Origin of the sequence: Lysinibacillus sp. RC46, assembly GCF_041262385.1 — a bacterium.
Taxonomy (GTDB): domain Bacteria; phylum Bacillota; class Bacilli; order Bacillales_A; family Planococcaceae; genus Lysinibacillus.
The window spans coordinates 42,673-60,510 of sequence record NZ_JBGCCF010000030.1; the positions used below are offsets into that span (position 1 = coordinate 42,673).

Here is a 17,838-nt window from a genome sequence, read left to right on the forward strand (position 1 = left end):
AAATATTACTACCCAAATTATACAACATATGGAAAAATAACTAAATACAATAGTGATGCTTATTGAACTAAACTGCTTCGTTAGTTCAATAAAGAAAAAAAGAGCTGCATATGCAACTCAATGATCTTCAAGTAAAACCCCCGTTACTTTAAGTGCAAACTTTCACAATCATATTTAATAAAACAACAGTTGTTAAGCCAACTCTTGTTTACTTAAATTTCCAAAGCAGGTTTTAATGCTTCCCATTCTTCTCTTAAAATGCCCATACGAATAGAATCATAATAATTGTCTTCATAAAAGCGTACTTTTCTGATACGAGCTTCCATTTGCATACCTAATTTCTCTCCAACCCGGATCATTCTATCATTCCCTGACCAAGTAGTTAAACCTACTCTGACAAGTGGTAATGAATTAAATATATGATTAAGCCAAAGTTTTAGAGAACGAGTCCCTATTCCTTTATTCCAATTTTGACCTTCGTGTATAACAATACCTAATTCCAACCAGACACCTTGTTCATCTTCAAAATAATAAGAAACAATCCCACATACGACTTCATCTACTGTGATAACCCACATATTCTCTTTACCAACCCATGTTGGTGCAGTTTCCATGAATTTTCCAAACGTAATGGATTTATGCGGAAAGTAAGGTGCATCCCATTTCTTCCATTCTGGTGCATCTTCTTTATAAATTAACTCCCATAGTTTCGATAAGTCTTGCTTCTCAATTGGACGGATTATTAATTCGTTATCTTTATACATACAATTCCTCTTTTCAATAATTTTTAAATTCATTGATTGAAAAGAAGATTCCCTCTACTTTTCAATCACCTTGTTGAAATGAATGTGTTTCATCTTTATCACACCTTTCCTTGTAATGTTATTATTGTATCATTTAACCAATTTCGATTAAATAAATTTTGTTAACCTGATCAAAATTCAATAAAAGAGAGCATTAATCTTTCTTGGTCAACGCCCTTGCTAGTTAGAAATATAGAAGCAAACTAAAAGAGCAAACGCAGATTCAAGGAAAGTTATTATTGCACTCATTCTTGGATTTACTTTTAATTCAGAAATACCTATCACTAACCCCATTGACGCTACTCGCTATTCTGCGTTGGAGAGCATCAAGCAACTTCCTCCATTTATATTGCCTGCTGCTACGTTAGCACTACGCTTCCGAGCAAAAAACATCTGTTGGCCCAAGTAGCTCATCTGACATCCCCAGGAAGCTTTGCTCTGCGCAAATACGAAGCGTCAGCAACAAATGGTTTATCTGTGCGAAAGCGAAGCGTCAGCAACAAATGGTTTATCTGTGCGAAAGCGAAGCGTCAGCAACAAAGCGCTCAATCGGTACGGAAATCACCCACTCGTTTTGCCGAAGATCCATACTTGATAATTGTTTTTCACCAACACGAAAAGAAGCCATCTTATCAACGAAGGCTTCTTTTTGTTATTAGTTCATTAATTTTCTACGAAGTAATTTGTTGGCACCGTTTCGAGGGAGCTCGTCCGTAACAATAATTTCTTTTGGTATTTTATATTTCGCAAGCTTCTTTTGACAAAATGCTTGTATTTGCTCTACCTGTACTTCTTCTTTTAATACAACAAAGGCGATTGGTACTTGCCCCCACGCATCATCATCGATTCCACATACTCCCGCTTCCTTAACAGCAGGGTGTGTAAGTAGTACATTTTCGATTTCAGCAGGATAAATATTTTCGCCACCTGAAATAATTAAATCAGCCCGACGATCAATGACAAATAAATAACCATCTTCATCTATATAACCAATATCCCCCGTATGGAGCCAGCCATCAATCGTTGCATCTTTTTGAGCAAAACGACCAATGTACCCTGGTGTAACATGTGGGCCACGTATGCAAATTTCTCCTTCACCGTTGTCATTTGGCTCAGCAATGCGAATTTGATTAAAAAATAATGGTTTTCCCGCAGAACCAATTTTTTGCATCGCATCTTCATTTGCTAATGTTGCAGTTTGTGACGAGGTTTCAGTCATACCATACGTTTGAGCTACAGCTAAATTTAATGCATGCGCTCTCTTTAAATAATCTTCTGGCACTGGTCCACCACCTGCTAGCATCATTTTAAATTTCGGTGAGGCTTGTGCGTTTTTCTGTTCAAGGGTATGTAAAATCCTTTCCAATGTGACAGCGACTACCGACATATGTGTAACCTCGCCATCCATTATATTTTGGGAAATGACTTCTGCATCAAATTGATCATATAAATGCACTTTATTGCCGTACAATAGTGAGCGCACTAAAATAGAAAAGCCACTAATATGAAAAAGTGGTACCGCACATAACCATGTATCCTCTGCATGCAAACCTATATTTAAAACGGAGGCCGTTGCACTTGCCTGGTGATTTCCGACTGTTTGACAAACGCCCTTTGGAAAACCAGTCGTACCAGATGTATACATAATCGATGTTGTTTGGTTTAAAGACCATTCTTTCGTAATATCAATAGCCGCTTCTGTACTTTTTTCTATAGTAGAAAATAAATAATAAGACGTATGTGATGGTAATTTTTCTATATCCTCATCGGCAATTAATACCGCCATAGCCTCTGAATCCTCTAGCTGATAGGCAATTTCATTCTGTGTTAGCCTACGATTTAGCATAACCATTTCGCATTGTAAATGCATACACGCGTACATCATAATGACAAGGGAAGGCTTACTCGGACCCATTATTGCAATACGGTCCCCTTGTTTTATATCCAGTGCTGTAAGTTGACGAGCACGTTTCAACGATAAATCATTTAATTCTTGAAACGTCCAAGTCTGCCCATTATATGTTAAACCGTTTCGTAAAGGTGTTAAATACGCTCGCTGTAAAATCCAATTTAAATACATCTCATTATTCCTCCAATCAGCCTTAATCTTACCGCTTTATCGCATCATCCGTCTATTCGGTGCTCTGACATAGGGTTTTTGCCGCTTTGGCGTGCGGTTCCACTGCAAAGCATGGTGTTCCGACTCTAATGCATGGGTTCCGTCGCTTATGCATGGGTTCCGCTGCTAATGCACGGGGTTCCGCCGCTAACGCACCCTCTTCCGCCGCTAACGCACCCTCTTCCGCCGCTAACGCACGCCTTTCCGCCGATAACGCACGCCTTTCCGCCGATAACGCACCCTCTTCCGCCGCTAACGCACGCCTTTCCGCCGATAACGCACCTTGTGCCGTCGCTCTAGCAAGTCTATCCGTCTCGGCCCTTTAGATATACAAAAAGCTCGTATCTCATTAAGATACGAGCCGTTTAAACGTTTCAGGTAATCAAGGGAATCTTGGGAATTGACCGAAATCTGGTTGACGTTTTTCTTTGAATGCGTCACGACCTTCTTTAGCTTCATCTGTTGTGTAGTAAAGAAGAGTAGCGTCGCCAGCCATTTGTTGAAGACCAGCTAAACCGTCTGTATCTGCATTCATTGCTGCTTTTAAGAAGCGTAGAGCAGTTGGAGACATTTGTAGCATTTCTTCACACCATTGTACAGTTTCATCTTCTAATTGCTCATAAGGAACAACTGTGTTAACTAATCCCATATCAAGTGCTTGTTGTGCATCGTATTGACGGCAAAGGAACCAGATTTCACGCGCCTTTTTATGACCGATAATACGTGCAAGATAGCCTGAGCCATAACCAGCATCGAATGAACCAACTTTTGGTCCAGTTTGTCCAAAGCGAGCGTTATCAGCAGCAATTGTTAAGTCACAGACAACGTGTAATACGTGTCCTCCACCGATTGCATAACCTGCAACCATCGCTACTACAGGTTTTGGAATAACACGGATTAAACGTTGTAAATCAAGAACGTTTAGACGTGGGATCTCATCTTCACCAACGTAGCCGCCATGACCGCGTACTTTTTGGTCTCCACCTGAACAGAAGGCATGCTCACCTTCACCAGTTAAAATGATAGCTCCAACATTTTTATCATCACGTGCACGTGAAAAAGCATCGATCATTTCCATTACCGTTTTTGGTCGGAATGCGTTGCGCACTTCTGGACGGTTAATCGTAATTTTTGCGATACCGTTATAGAACTCATACTTAATGTCTTCATAAGTATGTAAACTTGTCCATTGACGTGTCATTGAATTGCCTCCTAATAATTAAATTCGTCTCGTTCAAAATCGAGACGATAACGTAAAAATTATATTACGTTAAATACTCCTCTACTATTGTAGCAAACTCAGCGGGATTTTCCACATGAATTGCATGTCCAGCGTCATTTACTGTCGTATGTTTGGCATTTTTTAATAATGCTTTCATTTCTAGTGCAATTTTACAAAATTTATCATCTAGTGAGCCTGTCATTAAAAGTACAGGAAATTCAAGCTTCTCCAATGCCATCCAATTTGATGGTTGACTTCCTGTACCAATGCCTCGTAAACTACCTGCCAAGCCTTCTTCCTTCTGAGAAAGTCGTTCGAACCTAATCGCTTCTTGCACATTGTGTGATAAACACTTTTGAGATTCAAACAAAGGAATGTTTTCCCATGCATTGACAAATGATAACAATCCATTACTAATTATTTTTTCAGCAAGAGCGTTATCCCTCTCACAACGTTCAGAACGTTCCTTTGCAGTTCGTAAACCTGGTGAAGCACTTTCTAAAATCAGCTTTTCAATTCGTTCAGGATAGGAGATTGCATACGATAATGCAACTCTCCCTCCCATTGAATAGCCTAGCAGCATAAATTTTTTGAGCTGTAGCTGGCCAAAAACTTCCTCTAAATCTTGGATTTGTTCTTGCATAGAGAAACGACTAATTTGTTGAGGTATAACGGTTTGGCCATGCCCAATTAAATCGATGGCAATAACTCGTACACGAGGTAGAGCCTTCGCTAAATTTCGCCATGTAGCCGTACTACCTGTAAAACCATGCAATGCCACGAGCGTTTGCTCCGCTTCTTCATTCCAGATTTCTACGTATGTTTCAAGCCCTCGAATCATTAGCTTTGCCATGCTTTTAACCCTACGTTAATGCGATTCCATAGTGCTCGATGCGCATACACATTTTCCTCTCGATTCGTGAAAATTTCAATTAAGCGCATTGGTCGTTTTTTCATCGTAGTGAACTTTACTGATAGCTCTGAAATATCATCTACTCGTATATAATCCATATCGTACATATTGGCAATATCATGGAATTTAAGGGCAGTTGGCGTACCAAATAAATCTTCATAATGTGCCTCAACTGTAGATTGTGGTAAATAAGAGAAAATACCGCCGCCATCATTATTCATAACGATCATTGTCAAATTGCATTCCTGGTATCTTGAAGCAATGAGACCGTTGACATCATGTAAAAAGGCTAAATCGCCAATAAGCAAGTAGGTTTCACGGTTATTTCCTTGACTAAAGCCCATTGCAGTTGATACGACACCATCAATACCATTCGTTCCACGATTCGCAACAATTCGAATATCCTTCTGTGTCGCCATTAAAAACGTATCAATATCACGCACTGGCATACTGCTACTAACAAAAATATCACTGCCATTAGGAATCATTTTTAGTAATCGACTTACCATTGCTCCCTCATCAATCGCACCGTCAGCATAATGTTCAATATACTCAAGTGCAATATCATTAGCATCTTGCCACTCAGCTAAATACTCTGTCTCAAGTGCTGTTTCAGAGATTTCTAATTGCGTGAGCCACTCACCAATACTTGCATGAACAAAATGAGTAGACACACCTGTAGAATCACGGAACATCGGATCTTCATCGACAACAATATACGTATTAGGCTGAGATTTAGTAATAAATTGCATAATAAATTTAGAAACAGGCTGTGCTCCTAAACGTAGCACCGTATCTGGTTCAACTAATGCTTTAAAATCTTCACTTTTCATAATGGCATCATACGTCGTGATCATATAAGGCAGACAATCTTCTGGTACAGATGACCGCATATTAGATAAACTCTCTACAATGACCGGCCATTTTAATCGGCGAACAAACTCCCACATAATTGTTAAATCTGTACCAAGCGGTAGCTCACCAATAATAACAAAACCTCTTTTAGTTGCACTTAAAATCTCCGATAGCTCTTGTTGAGTCTCCTTTGAAGGTACTAACTGACCCATACTGCTATGCTTAAATGTCACTTCTGGAAGTTCCTCTCGAAAATCAATCAACAACGGTTCTCTGAACGGTACATTAATATGCACTGGTCCAAATGGTGCGCTCATCGCCACCGCTACCGCACGTGCAATATGACGCTCAATAAACGGCAATGTTGGTGCAGCACCATCTGCCAAAGGGAAATCCACGCTCCATTTGACATTTGTACCATATAAATTCGGCTGATGAATAGCCTGTGGTGCACCCACCTCTCGCAATTCATGTGGACGATCAGCTGTAATGACGATTAACGGTACACGAGCATAGCTTGCTTCAACAATGGCAGGAAAATAGTTTGCCGCAGCTGTTCCCGATGTACATAAAAGAACAACAGGTTTTGCTGTAGCCTTTGCAATTCCTAGCGCAAAAAAGGCAGCCGATCGTTCATCAACTTGACGATACATTTGGAGCTGTTTGGTTGAAGCAAATGCATAAGCTAAAGGTGTCGAACGTGAACCAGGGCTGACAACAACGTTCTCAACACCAGCTTGCACTAGTGATGCTACCATTTTATAAACATAATCCGTTAAAATTTTCCGTTCACTCATGTAATTGTCCTCCTAGCGCACGAAGCATTGGACGGAATTTCACTAATGTTTCCTCATATTCAGATTGTGGCTCTGAATCTGCTACAATACCGCCACCAGCATATAAATAAGCTTTGTCCTTAAGTAAAGCAGCCGAACGAATGGCCACTGCAAATTCCCCATTGCCATCAGCATCTACCCAACCAATTGGAGCAGCGTAAAGCCCACGATTCATAGGCTCATACTTACGTATAGCTGCCATTGCCTCTTTCCTTGGCACACCGCCTAAAGCTGGCGTTGGATGTAAAGATTTTGTCAGTTGTAATATTGTTGCTTCATTATTTAACTGACCTTCAACAGGTGTATATAAATGTTGTATATCTCTAATTTTTAGTAAGCGTGGGCCATCCGGTATTGTCATCTCTACACAATTTTTACGGAATGTTTCCGCAATCATATCGACAACATATTGATGTTCGCCACCATTTTTCGAATCATTTAATAAGCTTTGTCCATAGGCTTCATCTTCCTCTGCTGTCTTACCACGTTTAATAGAACCTGCAACACAAGATGAAAAGGCTCGGCCCTCTTCTACTTTTACAAGACGTTCAGGGGACGCACCAAAGAACAATAATTCTTGACGTTCTAAACCAAATAAATAGCTTTCTGGCTGCTCATGAATAATTTGTGAGAGTACCTGTGGTGAAGAAACTTGTTCTTTAAATTGCAATGCTAGTGAGCGTGCAATAACGACTTTATCTGCCTTCTTCTGCTTAATCAATGCAGTTACTTGGTCAATCGAAGCTAAATACGGCTCCTTATATGGCTCAAAGTAACTTGTGATTTCAGGCTTTGCATACGTTTTCACTTCTTTTACTTGAGCAGCATGAATTAAATGATCTCGCTCTTTACGTAGCGCTTCGAGTTGGGACTCTGCCTGCTCATTTTTTGAAATAAGGTGAATACTTACAAACGCTTTGTCATCTCGGATAACAAGCTGGTATGTTGCGAGTGCAAAATAAGCCTCTGGAAAGTCTGTCCACTCCCCAGTTACTTCATTTTGTGGATCGAATGTAAATCCACCAAACAAAATTGGTTGTAGCTCGCTTTGTCCCTTCACACAGTTTTTCGTTAAATTTTTCCACTCTGCTTCTACTGCATCGAAGCGATTATTTTTGGCGTTATTTTGAATCGTATAGGCATGCCCTAGCCCTACTAATGTCATTGTTTTTTCTCTATTTTGCCAATAAAATCGTTCACCTTTATAATGCTCCTCGCCTGCTGCATAAAATGCGAGCGCCGATAAGCGACTAACTTCAATTGTTTCCATATAAAAATGAAGGCTTTGGCCCAAAGAGTCCACTTCTACTTCTGTGGCTTGGTACCACTTCTGTTGCATGAAAATTACCTCCGTTGTTGCAATGTACATAATGAATGACACACGGTATATTTTGTACTCGTTCTACACTTTCAGTCATAAATACTGCTTTGGCTTTTCTTTAGCACAATTGACCAAAACTTTGCATCATGAAATGAACGTTTGTACTTTTACCACATCATATTTTTCTGTTAAAATAGGGGTCATTTTTTATTTGCTAGCCTATTCTTCGTACTGTTGCTATTATCTTAATTATTGTTTTCAGTTCATAAATGCATGTTCTATTGTATCATTTTTTTTAACTTCTTTCAGCAGAAGACTCCCTCCTCTATAGGTGGTGAAATGAATGCGGATTTAAGCTACTTTTCAGCGGGTGTCCAAACAGCCGCTGAAAGAAGTTAAAAGCCTCCGGCGGATGTCACGTAATCGGAAAGGAGTTCAATATAGGATGTTAGCCTAAAATCATCGCATCCATGCGATAACGGCTAACTGACCTGCATCACGCAGGCCTAAGCACAAAGCCGATTCCGGACGCAATTATGCCAAGGCATAATTGATCTGAACTGTATATAATAAGCTGTGAACCTATCCATTTTCTCATTCTTCGTATAAAATAAGAATAGTCTACAACATTTGAAGGAGAGAAAGACCTTATGACCAAAGTCATTGAAGCTGATAGGGGTATTAAAGTTTGGTGGCATTTAACACGTCCTCACACTTTAACCGCTTCATTCGTTCCAGTATTTTTAGGAACAGCTATTGCTTTAGCAATTGAAAAACAAACAATTGATTTTGGACTATTTTTTGCTATGCTCATTGCAAGTATGCTTATACAAGCAGCAACAAATATGTTCAATGAATATTACGATTACAAACTAGGATTAGACAATGAAAATTCTGTCGGCATCGGCGGAACGATTGTGCGTCACGGTGTTCAACCAAAAACAATTATGATGATTGCCTTAAGCTTCTATGCAATCGCTATGTTGCTTGGCATTTACATATGTGCCTCAACTTCTTGGTGGCTTGCTGCTGTCGGGCTTGTTTGTATGCTTATTGGTTTTTTATACACTGGCGGACCTTATCCAATAGCCTATTCACCATTTGGAGAAATTGTATCTGGCGCTGTTATGGGAATGGGGATTGTCTTAATCGCCTTTTATATTCAAACGCTTACTGTGACATTAGACGCTGTTTTGCTTTCAGTACCAAGTATGATTTTAGTTGGAGCTATCATGCTGTCCAACAATATCCGTGATATCGTAGGAGATACAGAGGGTGGTCGACGAACGCTTGCTATTTTAGTAGGTCGAGATAATGCCATTTCTGTGCTATCTGGCTTTTTTATCGTTTCGTATTTATGGGTAATTGCTCTTGTAGCCATTGATGGTATTACTTTTTGGGCTCTAATCATTTTCTTAAGCGTTCCAAAGCCACTTCGTGCGACTCAAATTTTCCGCGATAAAAAAGAAGCGAAAGAAGTTATGCCTGCGATGAAATTTACAGCGCAAACAAATACATTCTTCGGCTTCCTCTTAGGAATCGGTTTATTAATTCAATATTTCTTTTATTAAAAATGTAGCAGCCTTAACGGGCTGCTACATTTTTTACATAGCATCTAAAATTCTCACTTGCAATACCACGAATTTCTTCGGTTGAAAAATGTTCACGTAACGCCTCTAACAAATTTTGTGCCTCTCCTGCGTGTGCTAATCCTTTTACAGTAGCATCTATTCCATCGAAATCTGAACCTAGTCCAAGGTGCTCTACCCCTACTATATTCGCTAGATGCTTCACATGCGCTACTAAATCCTCCATCGTAGCATTGTCATGGATAAAAGGCGGATAGTAAACGACATGAATATGCCCTCCATGCTCGATAAGTGCTTTTGCCTGAGCGTCCGTTAAATTTCTTGGATGATCGCAAAGTGCACGTGCATTACTATGGCTCGCAATGATATGCTTCGCTAGTGGTAAGACATCCCAGAAACTCTGTTCATTTAAATGCGAGACATCGATAATAATATCTCGCTTATTTAGCAAGTCTATAACCTCTTTACCAAATGGTTTTAAACCAAGGTTTGCATCCTGTTCAGCACCGTGGGCCACAGCATTTTCCTCATTCCACGTTAAGCCAACTAACTTCACACCTGCATCTAATATTGCAGCAAGCTTTGCTAAATCTTCGCCGATTGGACCACAGCCCTCTAAGCTTAAAATTGCACCAATTTCATGCGGAGCTAAAGTATCTAATTGCGACCAATCCGTAATATGCACCATGCCCTCAGTTTGTAATACATGTGTATGGAAGGCTTCAATTTGCCGCACTGCCTCTAAAAATCGCATGCTTTGCGGAATTTTAGGATTAATAAAAATAGCAAATACTTGTGCCTTAACCTGCCCTAATTGTAATCTCTGTCGATTGGCTTGCAAACGTACATCATCTTCAAATTTTGCCGCTTCTAAAGTTGTTAATTTCGATAGAGCATCGCAATGTAAATCAATTATGTCCATATCCTCACCCCATACAGCTATTATAATACCTGTGAGTGAAAATGCTTACTAACTTTTATCTTGAGGAGTGTCAGAAGAGCCGAATTCCTCAAGTTCTATGAAATCATCCGATCTTGGCGTAGAAGACAACACATCTTCCTCTACTGGTCTTAAATTTTCTTCTTTGTGCTCAGCATGTTCAACACATGTCAATGCTTTCGGCATAGCTTCTAAGCGACCTATAGGAATCTCTTCACCACATACAGCGCATTTACCATACGTACCATCCTCCATCGCTTTTAGTGCAGCCTTTATTTCCTCAGCATCATCACCCCTGTGCTCATCAATCGCCATTTCCGTTAGCTGATCCGTTAAGTCACTCGCATTGTCAGCTGGATGATTATCATAATTAGACAGCTCTGTAGCTTGTGGACGCTCTGATTCCTCAAGTTGCTGTTCTATTTCCTGTAGTTCCTGCTCTAATTGCTTTCTTAATTTTTCCATTACTTGTGGGTTCAAAAAAATCTCCTCCTCATGCCTTCATTTTTTCCTAAATTAATATTTCTAAAACACTAAAGCATAAAGAGGAGTTATTTATTTTGTTTAATTAAAAATCGTCACTTCCTGCGACAACAGCTAACTAACCTGCATCATGCAGACCTAAGCACAATTCAAAATCCTGACGCATTGTTTTCTGTAGCGAAAGCACAGCGACAGCTACAAAATGTTTTCTGTAGCGAAAGCAAAGTGTCAGCTACAATTACGCCAAGGTGAAACTGATGATGGCATCATGTAAAAATTGTGCCGCTCCTTTAGAAACGCGCTCATCGTAATATGCAGAAAAGCGTTCATCCGCTATATACATCTGAGCTATATCTGCATGTGCCTCTTTAGAATATTGTGACCATGTAAAACTAAGCCAGCGCTTATGAAGCTCTGCAACCTCCATTGCCACATCATTGTTTGTATCGCCGATTTCCATCGCTTCTTTTAAACGATTAAATAATTGCTGTTCTAGCTGTTGCATTGCTTCATACTGTTCCTCTGTCATATTCATTACCTTTGCATTCGATGTATCAACCGTTTTGTCACCATATTTTGCACGAATTTCTTGACCATATTGCTTTTCATTTTCCGCGATTAGCTTCTCTTTTAGTCCATTAAATTTTTCTTCATTTGCCATTGGTTGTTCCTCCTCAATAGATTGAATGGTTTTTTCTACTGTTTGTAATATCTTTTCCAGCTGCTCCTTGCGTTTCAGTAAAGCAGTACGATGGGTTTTCAGTGCCTCTGTATGTTGAAAATCAGGCGCTTGAATAATTTCCTTAATTGTTGCTAGCTTCATATCTAATGCTCTATAAAATAAAATTTGCTGGAGCATATCAACTTCAAACTGTTCGTAAAATCGATAGCCCGCCTCATTCGTTCTTGCAGGCTTTAGTAATCCAATTTCATCATAATAACGCAGTGTTCTTGTGCTAACCCCAGATAATTGAGCAAGCTCTTGAATTGTATATTCCACATTTTTCACCTCCACTAATGCTACTGTAAATGTTTACGCAACGTTAAGGTCAAGAAAAAAATCAAGAAAAATTGGCTCATTACCATAACGTCGGGTTGATTTCCGTTCCGACTAGGCGCGTCGTAAATGAAAAAAGCAAACTAGAACATTTTATTATCACTAGTTTGCTACTTTCATTAAATTTCGGAATACTTACCATGCCACACAATATTTCTGTAGTTTTCTACATCTGTGTCACCTTCAGTGTTAATAAACAATACCCGAGAATCTTCATCTAATTGTAATGTTTCCTTCAGTTCTGTATATTGCTTATTCGTCATCAACTCATAAAAACATCCAACCGGGGCAGCTCCCGATTCTCCAGCAATAATTCGTGCATCTGTCGCTAGCGGATTCCCTAGAATGCGCATACCTGTTGCAGCAACTTCCTCATCACAGCAAATACTTACTTTCGTATAAGTCTTTAACAGGCCCCAAGCAAGCGGATTCGGCTCACCACAAGCAAGACCTGCCATAATTGTTTGCATCTCTCCACCAACCGTTACAAACTGTTCATCTCCTGCTTTAAAGCTTTCATAATAGCAATTCGCTACAAAAGGCTCCACTAAGACAAATGTAATCTTTTGCTCATAATATTGTTGTAAGAAAGCTACAACTGCCCCTGCAAAAGATCCAACCCCAGCTTGTAAAAATACATGGGTAGGTGCTTTTTCCAACTGCTCAACGGCTTCTTTTATTAGTGTTGTATAGCCTTGCATAATCCATAACGGAATTTCCTCATAGCCTTCCCACATCGTATCTTGAATAACGATCCATCCATTTTCTATTGCTAGTTGTGACGTATAACGAACGGTATCATCATAATTCATTGTCGTTATTTCAGCATATGCACCTTCATTTTTAATATTTTGGAGACGTTCCTCTGCACTACCAGCTGGCATGTAAATACGGGCTTTCAAACCTAGTTCTCTAGCAGCCCATGCCACTCCACGACCATGATTGCCATCTGTCGTTGAAATAAACGTTAAATCCCCAAGCTGCTCCTTTACTTCAGGTGATTTAAGTTGCTCAAACGATAGCTCATCAATATTTCTATCTAACTTTTTGGCAACGTACTGCCCAATTGCATACACGCCACCTAATACTTTAAATGCATTTAAGCCAAATCGATAAGATTCATCTTTTACAACAATTTTTTGTACCCCAACGAATGATGCAAAAGCATTTAAACAACGCAATGGCGTGCTTTCAAACTTCTCATATGTACGCTGAAATTTACCAACACGATTTACTTGTTCCGATGAAAAATGACGTAGAAAAGGTTCTACTTGTTCTACATTCTTCTGTAACAAATATTGTTGGTTGTTAGTCCACAATAATTTCCTCATTCATATCCCCCTAGTGCTTGTTCTATTTTCATCTTAGCTTATAGATTCGCAAAACAAAACCATATTACATACTTTATTAAAAAAAGAAAAATTTGAATCCTTTTGATAAGGTTTATCGTATATCTACTAATATATTCAACAGGAGGGATATAATGGGTAATGTTTATAAGATAGCGATAATTGGGGGAACAGGGAAAGTAGGAAGGCATATAGCAACTCAAGCAATACAAAAAGGATATCATGTTCGGATGCTTGTTAGAAATCCTGAAAAGTTACAGTATAAAAATGATGCTATTGAAATAGTAAAAGGGCAGGTACAGGATATAGAAAACATCCGAGAACTTCTTAAAGATTGTCAAGTTGTTATTAATACATTTGGTCAACCAACTAAAGAGGAACCTATATATAGCGAAGTTACAAATAATATTTTTAATGTGATGAAAGAATTAAACATTAGTCGTTATATAGGTGTTTCAGGTGGTTCTCTAACGATTAAAGAGGATAAAAAAAGCATGATGAATCGTTTAGGAGCAAAGATATTTGAAGTATTCCTTTCAAAAATGATGCAAGATAAAAAATTAGAATGGAAATTTTTATCAAATAATAAACAGATCAAATGGACACTAATTAGATTACCGTTTGTAAAAGATAGTTTAACATCCAATCAGATAAAGGAAAACCTGACGGATATGCCTGGTACAAAAATTACGAATCAAGATATAGCCACTTTTATCATTGATCATATTGATAATACAAAATACGTACATAAAGCACCGTTTATCTCCCATTAGATATAAGAAAATAGCATGCTGAGTATATATCCAGCATGCTATTCTTTATAGTTAAAGACAAATATTATTTCATAGGAAATTCTTGCTTAATCCCTTTTTATTTATCTTTGTACTGTAATTGTTTGGGAAGTGAAATCTAATTTATTCCCATTAAAATCCATAATTTCATTACGCGGTGAAGTTTGAATCGTAACACTTCTGCCGTTTTCAAATAAATAGCCATTCTGAGGTATTGTAATTAATACTCTATCATTACCTTGTGAATAGGTAGTTGCTGCTACCGAAGAACCATTCACTGTAATATTAAAATCCAAATTATTAACGTTTGTTACTGGTTCACTGAAAACAAGCTCTAATGTTTGTGAATTGCTGACATTAACATTCACAACCTTTGGTGCAATATTTTCTTTAAGGTTAATGGATGTTCGCACCTCGTCAAATGATTCCATAGAGTTTGCTGCTCTTAAGCCTTTAATCGTAAAGTTTCGTGCGCCATTAAAATAATTTGAATCCTTTTTTAATGTGAGCTTAATACGATTTAAATTGGATCCTTCTACAACAGCACTTTCTATCTGAGCATTATCAATACTATAATTTTGAACATTTTGAGCAAGTGCAGGATCAACAGGATAATTGAAATTTAAATAAACAATATTATTATCTTTAATAGAATAATCTGTTGCAGATGTTTGAATTGCATTGTATTGTGATAAAGCTAATTTATTGCCATTTATATTTAAATCACCATTACGTGTAAATTTAACATTTTGCACTTCAGTGGCTGGCACACCGTATAAATTGGTAACATTAAATAAATTTAATTTGCCATCGTAAAGAGCTCCTTTTGTATCATACATGCCTAGCAGTCCTGCCATTTTAACACGTAATTTCGTAGGTTGATCTTTTACGGTCTGAATATCACTTTGGGGTCCTCTTGATACCTCATATAAAATGTAATTATTCGTGAATTTCCCAGTAAATGACGCTTTTGCGTTAACGCCTAACTGTACTGGCTTATCGAAAGTTAATTGTAAATATTCTACACTATCCTCGTAAACAATTTCAGAATTCGTTAGGGCCGGCGCTTTATCATCTCTTATAAAGTTATACGCTGTTGAGAATGTTGCCGTTTCACCTGATAAGTCAGTAATTACTCGACCAGAAGCTGTACCGATCGTTGTAATTCCTTGAAGCGAGCTTTTTGAATCTACCGTAACATTTAATAAACGACCATTTTTAGGATCTTTCTCTACTGAATTCACAGAAATTGAAGTCTGACCGCTTTTGACTGAAAGATCATATGGATAAAGTGGTTGAATCTCCTCTGAGAACAATAGCTGGAACGTATTCGGTCCAGTTTGTGTAACAGAAGAAAACGTCGGTGGAACACCATCCTTATCTCCCTTTTTCACTGTTACAGTAGAAGGGTTTGGTGAAATTATGTTCCCTGCCATATCTGTTGCCGCTACGAATGTAATTTGAACAGCTGTACCAGGGTCTAAATACTTACCATTCATGGTTGCAGCTGATAAGTCAAATGTCGCTTCAGTTGAGTTTTGCTCAATGCTTCCAACTACATTCGATACCTTTGTACCATTTGCTAATGTAAATTGAATGCGTTCATTTGGAAATGCTGCCATTGGCTTAGAAAACTGCACTTTAACGATTGAAGAATTTTTTCCTTGCGTTGTTCCTAAAATCGTAGGCGCTTGTGTATCTCCAGCAATAACAAAATTCGCATCTGCATTTTGAAGCACTGTGCCCTTTTCAGATTTAATGTTGCTGAACACATAACGATGTGTACCTTTTAATGGTTCATTCATTGTAAAAGTGATTGATTTTTTATCAGCGCTGATTTCTGTTTTTACAACTGATAGAGCTCTTAAAGTATCCACATTAGAGAAAGCTACAACATTATCCTGTAATTTCCCATCTGCTTTTAACACAGAAAGTGGGTCAATTGCTTGGTTGAAGACAACTTTAATCTGAGAAGCATTAATTCCCTCAATTGATTGTACATTTAACTCATTCACTTCATATGTAACAACAGCGGAATATGGTTTGTCATTAATTTTGAAATCTACCTTCGTTTCCACATTTTCAGTAAGTGGAGTCGCTAATGTTACCTTATGGCTTGTCCCATCTGTTAATGTTACCTGTAGTGTTTTTGCATCTATAACTTTAACTGTTTGGATGGCCACTTCAGGACCCCTTACCATTTCACCGATATTCGTCATTGAACGATGTAAAAACGATGAAAATTGACCACGTGTTAGTGTGTTTTTCGGATTAAATGTCTTTACATTTGTAATTTTGGCATATTCTAATGCGATGATGGCCTCATGATTTTCTGGTGAAGCTACTTTTAAATCTGTAATAGAAGATTTAAAGTTTTCTTTTTTATACATCGCAATTAAATCGATATCGTAAACTTTCTCAATTGCACGTACTAAAATAGAAGCCATTTGTTCGCGAGAGATATACTCGGAAGGTAATAACTTGTTGTTAGTCCCTTTGAAAATACCAGTATCATTTATAAGCGCTGCATATTGTAGTAATTCTTGATCTTTTGAAGATGTAGGCATGTCTGTAAAACGTACTTTTTTATTGTAGTCTGCTGGCACTTGGAAGTGTTCTAATTCAAGCCATTTTCCTAAAAATTTTGTTACATTACCTTTCGTAAGGACCCCAGTTGGCTTAAACGTACCATCTGGATATCCAGCTACAATTTTTGCATCTGCTAGTGCCAAAATGGCCTCTTTATGGTCATTTTTTGCAATATCTGTAAAGTTAGCCGCATTTGCAGTAGGAACAACAGCTGCAGCAATCAAAGCAGCAGACGCTGCACTCATAATCCATTTACTCTGTTTTTTTTTCATAATTATTACCTCCTATTAATTCTATTCATTCCCATTATAAAAGAAAGATAGATATATTCCAAAGGATATACCAATATTACGGCTATTTTCCATGGATTATTTGTCCAATTAATAGTGGTCACAAAGCAAATACTAATTATATTTAATTTTTTCTATATGCATTGCATAGTTTTAATGTTTTATTTTGAGAGAGACGCGGATCTTAAGGTTGATTTTTAGTGGCTTTTTAGATAGTTTATAGCCAAGGCTAAATGAAGGTTATATACGATTGTCTCTAAGCGTGATAAGAGGAAGAATTTGATCGTATGAATTAGCAAACTCGATGGAACGGGCTATTCTAACTGTACAGCGGTTCGGCGGAAAGGAATTTTCGATGTTTGATAAAGTACCATAAAAAAAATGCAGTAGATGTAAATTACATCTACTGCATTTCAGTATGACCCGTACGGGATTCGAACCCGTGTTACCGCCGTGAAAGGGCGGTGTCTTAACCACTTGACCAACGGGCCAATGGCGGAGAAGGAGGGATTTGAACCCTCGCGCCGGTTACCCGACCTACACCCTTAGCAGGGGCGCCTCTTCAGCCTCTTGAGTACTTCCCCACAAAAAAATGGCTCCGAAGGCAGGACTCGAACCTGCGACAACCTGATTAACAGTCAGGTGCTACTACCAACTGAGCTACTTCGGAAAAATGGTGGG

14 protein-coding genes and 3 tRNA genes are annotated in these 17,838 nt (G+C 38.4%); 2 read left to right on the forward strand and 15 right to left on the reverse strand.

Going from position 1 to position 17,838, the window contains the following annotated elements:
* Positions 1 to 212: 212 nt before the first annotated feature.
* The 7 genes from ABH966_RS21585 to ABH966_RS21615 all read right to left on the reverse strand — a co-directional run bounded on the left by ABH966_RS21585 (position 213) and on the right by ABH966_RS21615 (position 8,087).
* Positions 213 to 764 carry a GNAT family N-acetyltransferase gene (locus ABH966_RS21585; protein ID WP_370082011.1) on the reverse strand — a complete coding sequence of 184 codons (552 nt, stop codon included), beginning with the start codon at positions 762 to 764 and terminating at the stop codon, positions 213 to 215.
* A gap of 219 nt (positions 765 to 983) precedes the next feature.
* Positions 984 to 1,097 (reverse strand): DUF3953 domain-containing protein, encoded by a 114-nt coding sequence (locus tag ABH966_RS21590; RefSeq protein ID WP_370082013.1) that lies wholly within the window; start codon positions 1,095 to 1,097, stop codon positions 984 to 986.
* A gap of 361 nt (positions 1,098 to 1,458) precedes the next feature.
* Complete coding sequence (locus tag ABH966_RS21595; RefSeq protein ID WP_370082015.1) at positions 1,459 to 2,883, reverse strand: o-succinylbenzoate--CoA ligase; 1,425 nt, start codon at positions 2,881 to 2,883, stop codon at positions 1,459 to 1,461.
* Positions 2,884 to 3,304: 421 nt separating this feature from the next.
* Positions 3,305 to 4,123, reverse strand: a complete 819-nt coding sequence (gene menB, locus ABH966_RS21600; protein ID WP_049667407.1) for a 1,4-dihydroxy-2-naphthoyl-CoA synthase — start codon at positions 4,121 to 4,123, stop codon at positions 3,305 to 3,307.
* 64 nt (positions 4,124 to 4,187) lie between these two features.
* Positions 4,188 to 4,997 carry a 2-succinyl-6-hydroxy-2,4-cyclohexadiene-1-carboxylate synthase gene (menH, locus tag ABH966_RS21605; RefSeq protein WP_370082017.1) on the reverse strand — a complete coding sequence of 270 codons (810 nt, stop codon included), beginning with the start codon at positions 4,995 to 4,997 and terminating at the stop codon, positions 4,188 to 4,190.
* The gene (menD, locus tag ABH966_RS21610; protein ID WP_370082019.1) at positions 4,985 to 6,709 is read right to left on the reverse strand and encodes a 2-succinyl-5-enolpyruvyl-6-hydroxy-3-cyclohexene-1-carboxylic-acid synthase; all 1,725 of its coding nucleotides are present in this window, start codon (positions 6,707 to 6,709) and stop codon (positions 4,985 to 4,987) included. The genes menH and menD overlap by 13 nt, the downstream gene beginning before the upstream one ends.
* Positions 6,702 to 8,087: an isochorismate synthase gene (locus tag ABH966_RS21615; RefSeq protein WP_370082021.1), complete on the reverse strand. Its 1,386-nt coding sequence runs from the start codon at positions 8,085 to 8,087 to the stop codon at positions 6,702 to 6,704. The genes menD and ABH966_RS21615 overlap by 8 nt, the downstream gene beginning before the upstream one ends.
* A 632-nt stretch (positions 8,088 to 8,719) precedes the next feature.
* Here ABH966_RS21615 and ABH966_RS21620 point away from each other — a divergent pair.
* Positions 8,720 to 9,640, forward strand: a complete 921-nt coding sequence (locus ABH966_RS21620; protein WP_370082023.1) for a 1,4-dihydroxy-2-naphthoate polyprenyltransferase — start codon at positions 8,720 to 8,722, stop codon at positions 9,638 to 9,640.
* 13 nt (positions 9,641 to 9,653) lie between these two features.
* Here the strand turns inward: ABH966_RS21620 and ABH966_RS21625 are convergent, their stop codons facing one another.
* The 4 genes from ABH966_RS21625 to dpaL form a co-directional block, all read right to left on the reverse strand.
* Complete coding sequence (locus ABH966_RS21625; protein WP_370082025.1) at positions 9,654 to 10,580, reverse strand: dipeptidase; 927 nt, start codon at positions 10,578 to 10,580, stop codon at positions 9,654 to 9,656.
* Positions 10,581 to 10,628: 48 nt separating this feature from the next.
* Positions 10,629 to 11,078, reverse strand: a complete 450-nt coding sequence (locus ABH966_RS21630; protein WP_370082027.1) for a TraR/DksA C4-type zinc finger protein — start codon at positions 11,076 to 11,078, stop codon at positions 10,629 to 10,631.
* Positions 11,079 to 11,319: 241 nt separating this feature from the next.
* Positions 11,320 to 12,081 (reverse strand): MerR family transcriptional regulator, encoded by a 762-nt coding sequence (locus tag ABH966_RS21635; protein ID WP_370082029.1) that lies wholly within the window; start codon positions 12,079 to 12,081, stop codon positions 11,320 to 11,322.
* A 176-nt stretch (positions 12,082 to 12,257) separates the two neighbouring features.
* Positions 12,258 to 13,469: a diaminopropionate ammonia-lyase gene (gene dpaL / locus ABH966_RS21640; protein ID WP_370082031.1), complete on the reverse strand. Its 1,212-nt coding sequence runs from the start codon at positions 13,467 to 13,469 to the stop codon at positions 12,258 to 12,260.
* A gap of 152 nt (positions 13,470 to 13,621) precedes the next feature.
* Here dpaL and ABH966_RS21645 point away from each other — a divergent pair, with 152 nt between their 5' ends.
* On the forward strand, positions 13,622 to 14,260 hold the full coding sequence (locus tag ABH966_RS21645; protein ID WP_370082033.1) for an NAD(P)H-binding protein: 639 nt from the start codon (positions 13,622 to 13,624) through the stop codon (positions 14,258 to 14,260).
* A 101-nt stretch (positions 14,261 to 14,361) separates the two neighbouring features.
* Here the strand turns inward: ABH966_RS21645 and ABH966_RS21650 are convergent, their stop codons facing one another.
* From ABH966_RS21650 to ABH966_RS21665, 4 genes are all read right to left on the reverse strand, one after another.
* Positions 14,362 to 17,139 carry an S-layer homology domain-containing protein gene (locus ABH966_RS21650; RefSeq protein ID WP_370082035.1) on the reverse strand — a complete coding sequence of 926 codons (2,778 nt, stop codon included), beginning with the start codon at positions 17,137 to 17,139 and terminating at the stop codon, positions 14,362 to 14,364.
* A gap of 437 nt (positions 17,140 to 17,576) precedes the next feature.
* Positions 17,577 to 17,648, reverse strand: a tRNA-Glu gene (locus ABH966_RS21655).
* A gap of 2 nt (positions 17,649 to 17,650) precedes the next feature.
* Positions 17,651 to 17,741, reverse strand: a tRNA-Ser gene (locus ABH966_RS21660).
* A 9-nt stretch (positions 17,742 to 17,750) separates the two neighbouring features.
* Positions 17,751 to 17,827, reverse strand: a tRNA-Asn gene (locus tag ABH966_RS21665).
* Positions 17,828 to 17,838: the final 11 nt, after the last annotated feature.

Excerpts from the sequence above, each read along its gene's own strand:
- ABH966_RS21585 (WP_370082011.1), bottom strand. The coding sequence starts at position 764 with ATGTATAAAGATAACGAATTAATAATCCGTCCAATTGAGAAGCAAGAC.
- ABH966_RS21590 (WP_370082013.1), bottom strand. The coding sequence starts at position 1,097 with ATGGGGTTAGTGATAGGTATTTCTGAATTAAAAGTAAATCCAAGAATG.
- ABH966_RS21595 (WP_370082015.1), bottom strand. The coding sequence starts at position 2,883 with ATGTATTTAAATTGGATTTTACAGCGAGCGTATTTAACACCTTTACGA.
- menB (WP_049667407.1), bottom strand. The coding sequence starts at position 4,123 with ATGACACGTCAATGGACAAGTTTACATACTTATGAAGACATTAAGTAT.
- menH (WP_370082017.1), bottom strand. The coding sequence starts at position 4,997 with ATGGCAAAGCTAATGATTCGAGGGCTTGAAACATACGTAGAAATCTGG.
- menD (WP_370082019.1), bottom strand. The coding sequence starts at position 6,709 with ATGAGTGAACGGAAAATTTTAACGGATTATGTTTATAAAATGGTAGCA.
- ABH966_RS21615 (WP_370082021.1), bottom strand. The coding sequence starts at position 8,087 with ATGCAACAGAAGTGGTACCAAGCCACAGAAGTAGAAGTGGACTCTTTG.
- ABH966_RS21620 (WP_370082023.1), top strand. The coding sequence starts at position 8,720 with ATGACCAAAGTCATTGAAGCTGATAGGGGTATTAAAGTTTGGTGGCAT.
- ABH966_RS21625 (WP_370082025.1), bottom strand. The coding sequence starts at position 10,580 with ATGGACATAATTGATTTACATTGCGATGCTCTATCGAAATTAACAACT.
- dpaL (WP_370082031.1), bottom strand. The coding sequence starts at position 13,469 with ATGAGGAAATTATTGTGGACTAACAACCAACAATATTTGTTACAGAAG.
- ABH966_RS21645 (WP_370082033.1), top strand. The coding sequence starts at position 13,622 with ATGGGTAATGTTTATAAGATAGCGATAATTGGGGGAACAGGGAAAGTA.
- ABH966_RS21650 (WP_370082035.1), bottom strand. The coding sequence starts at position 17,139 with ATGAAAAAAAAACAGAGTAAATGGATTATGAGTGCAGCGTCTGCTGCT.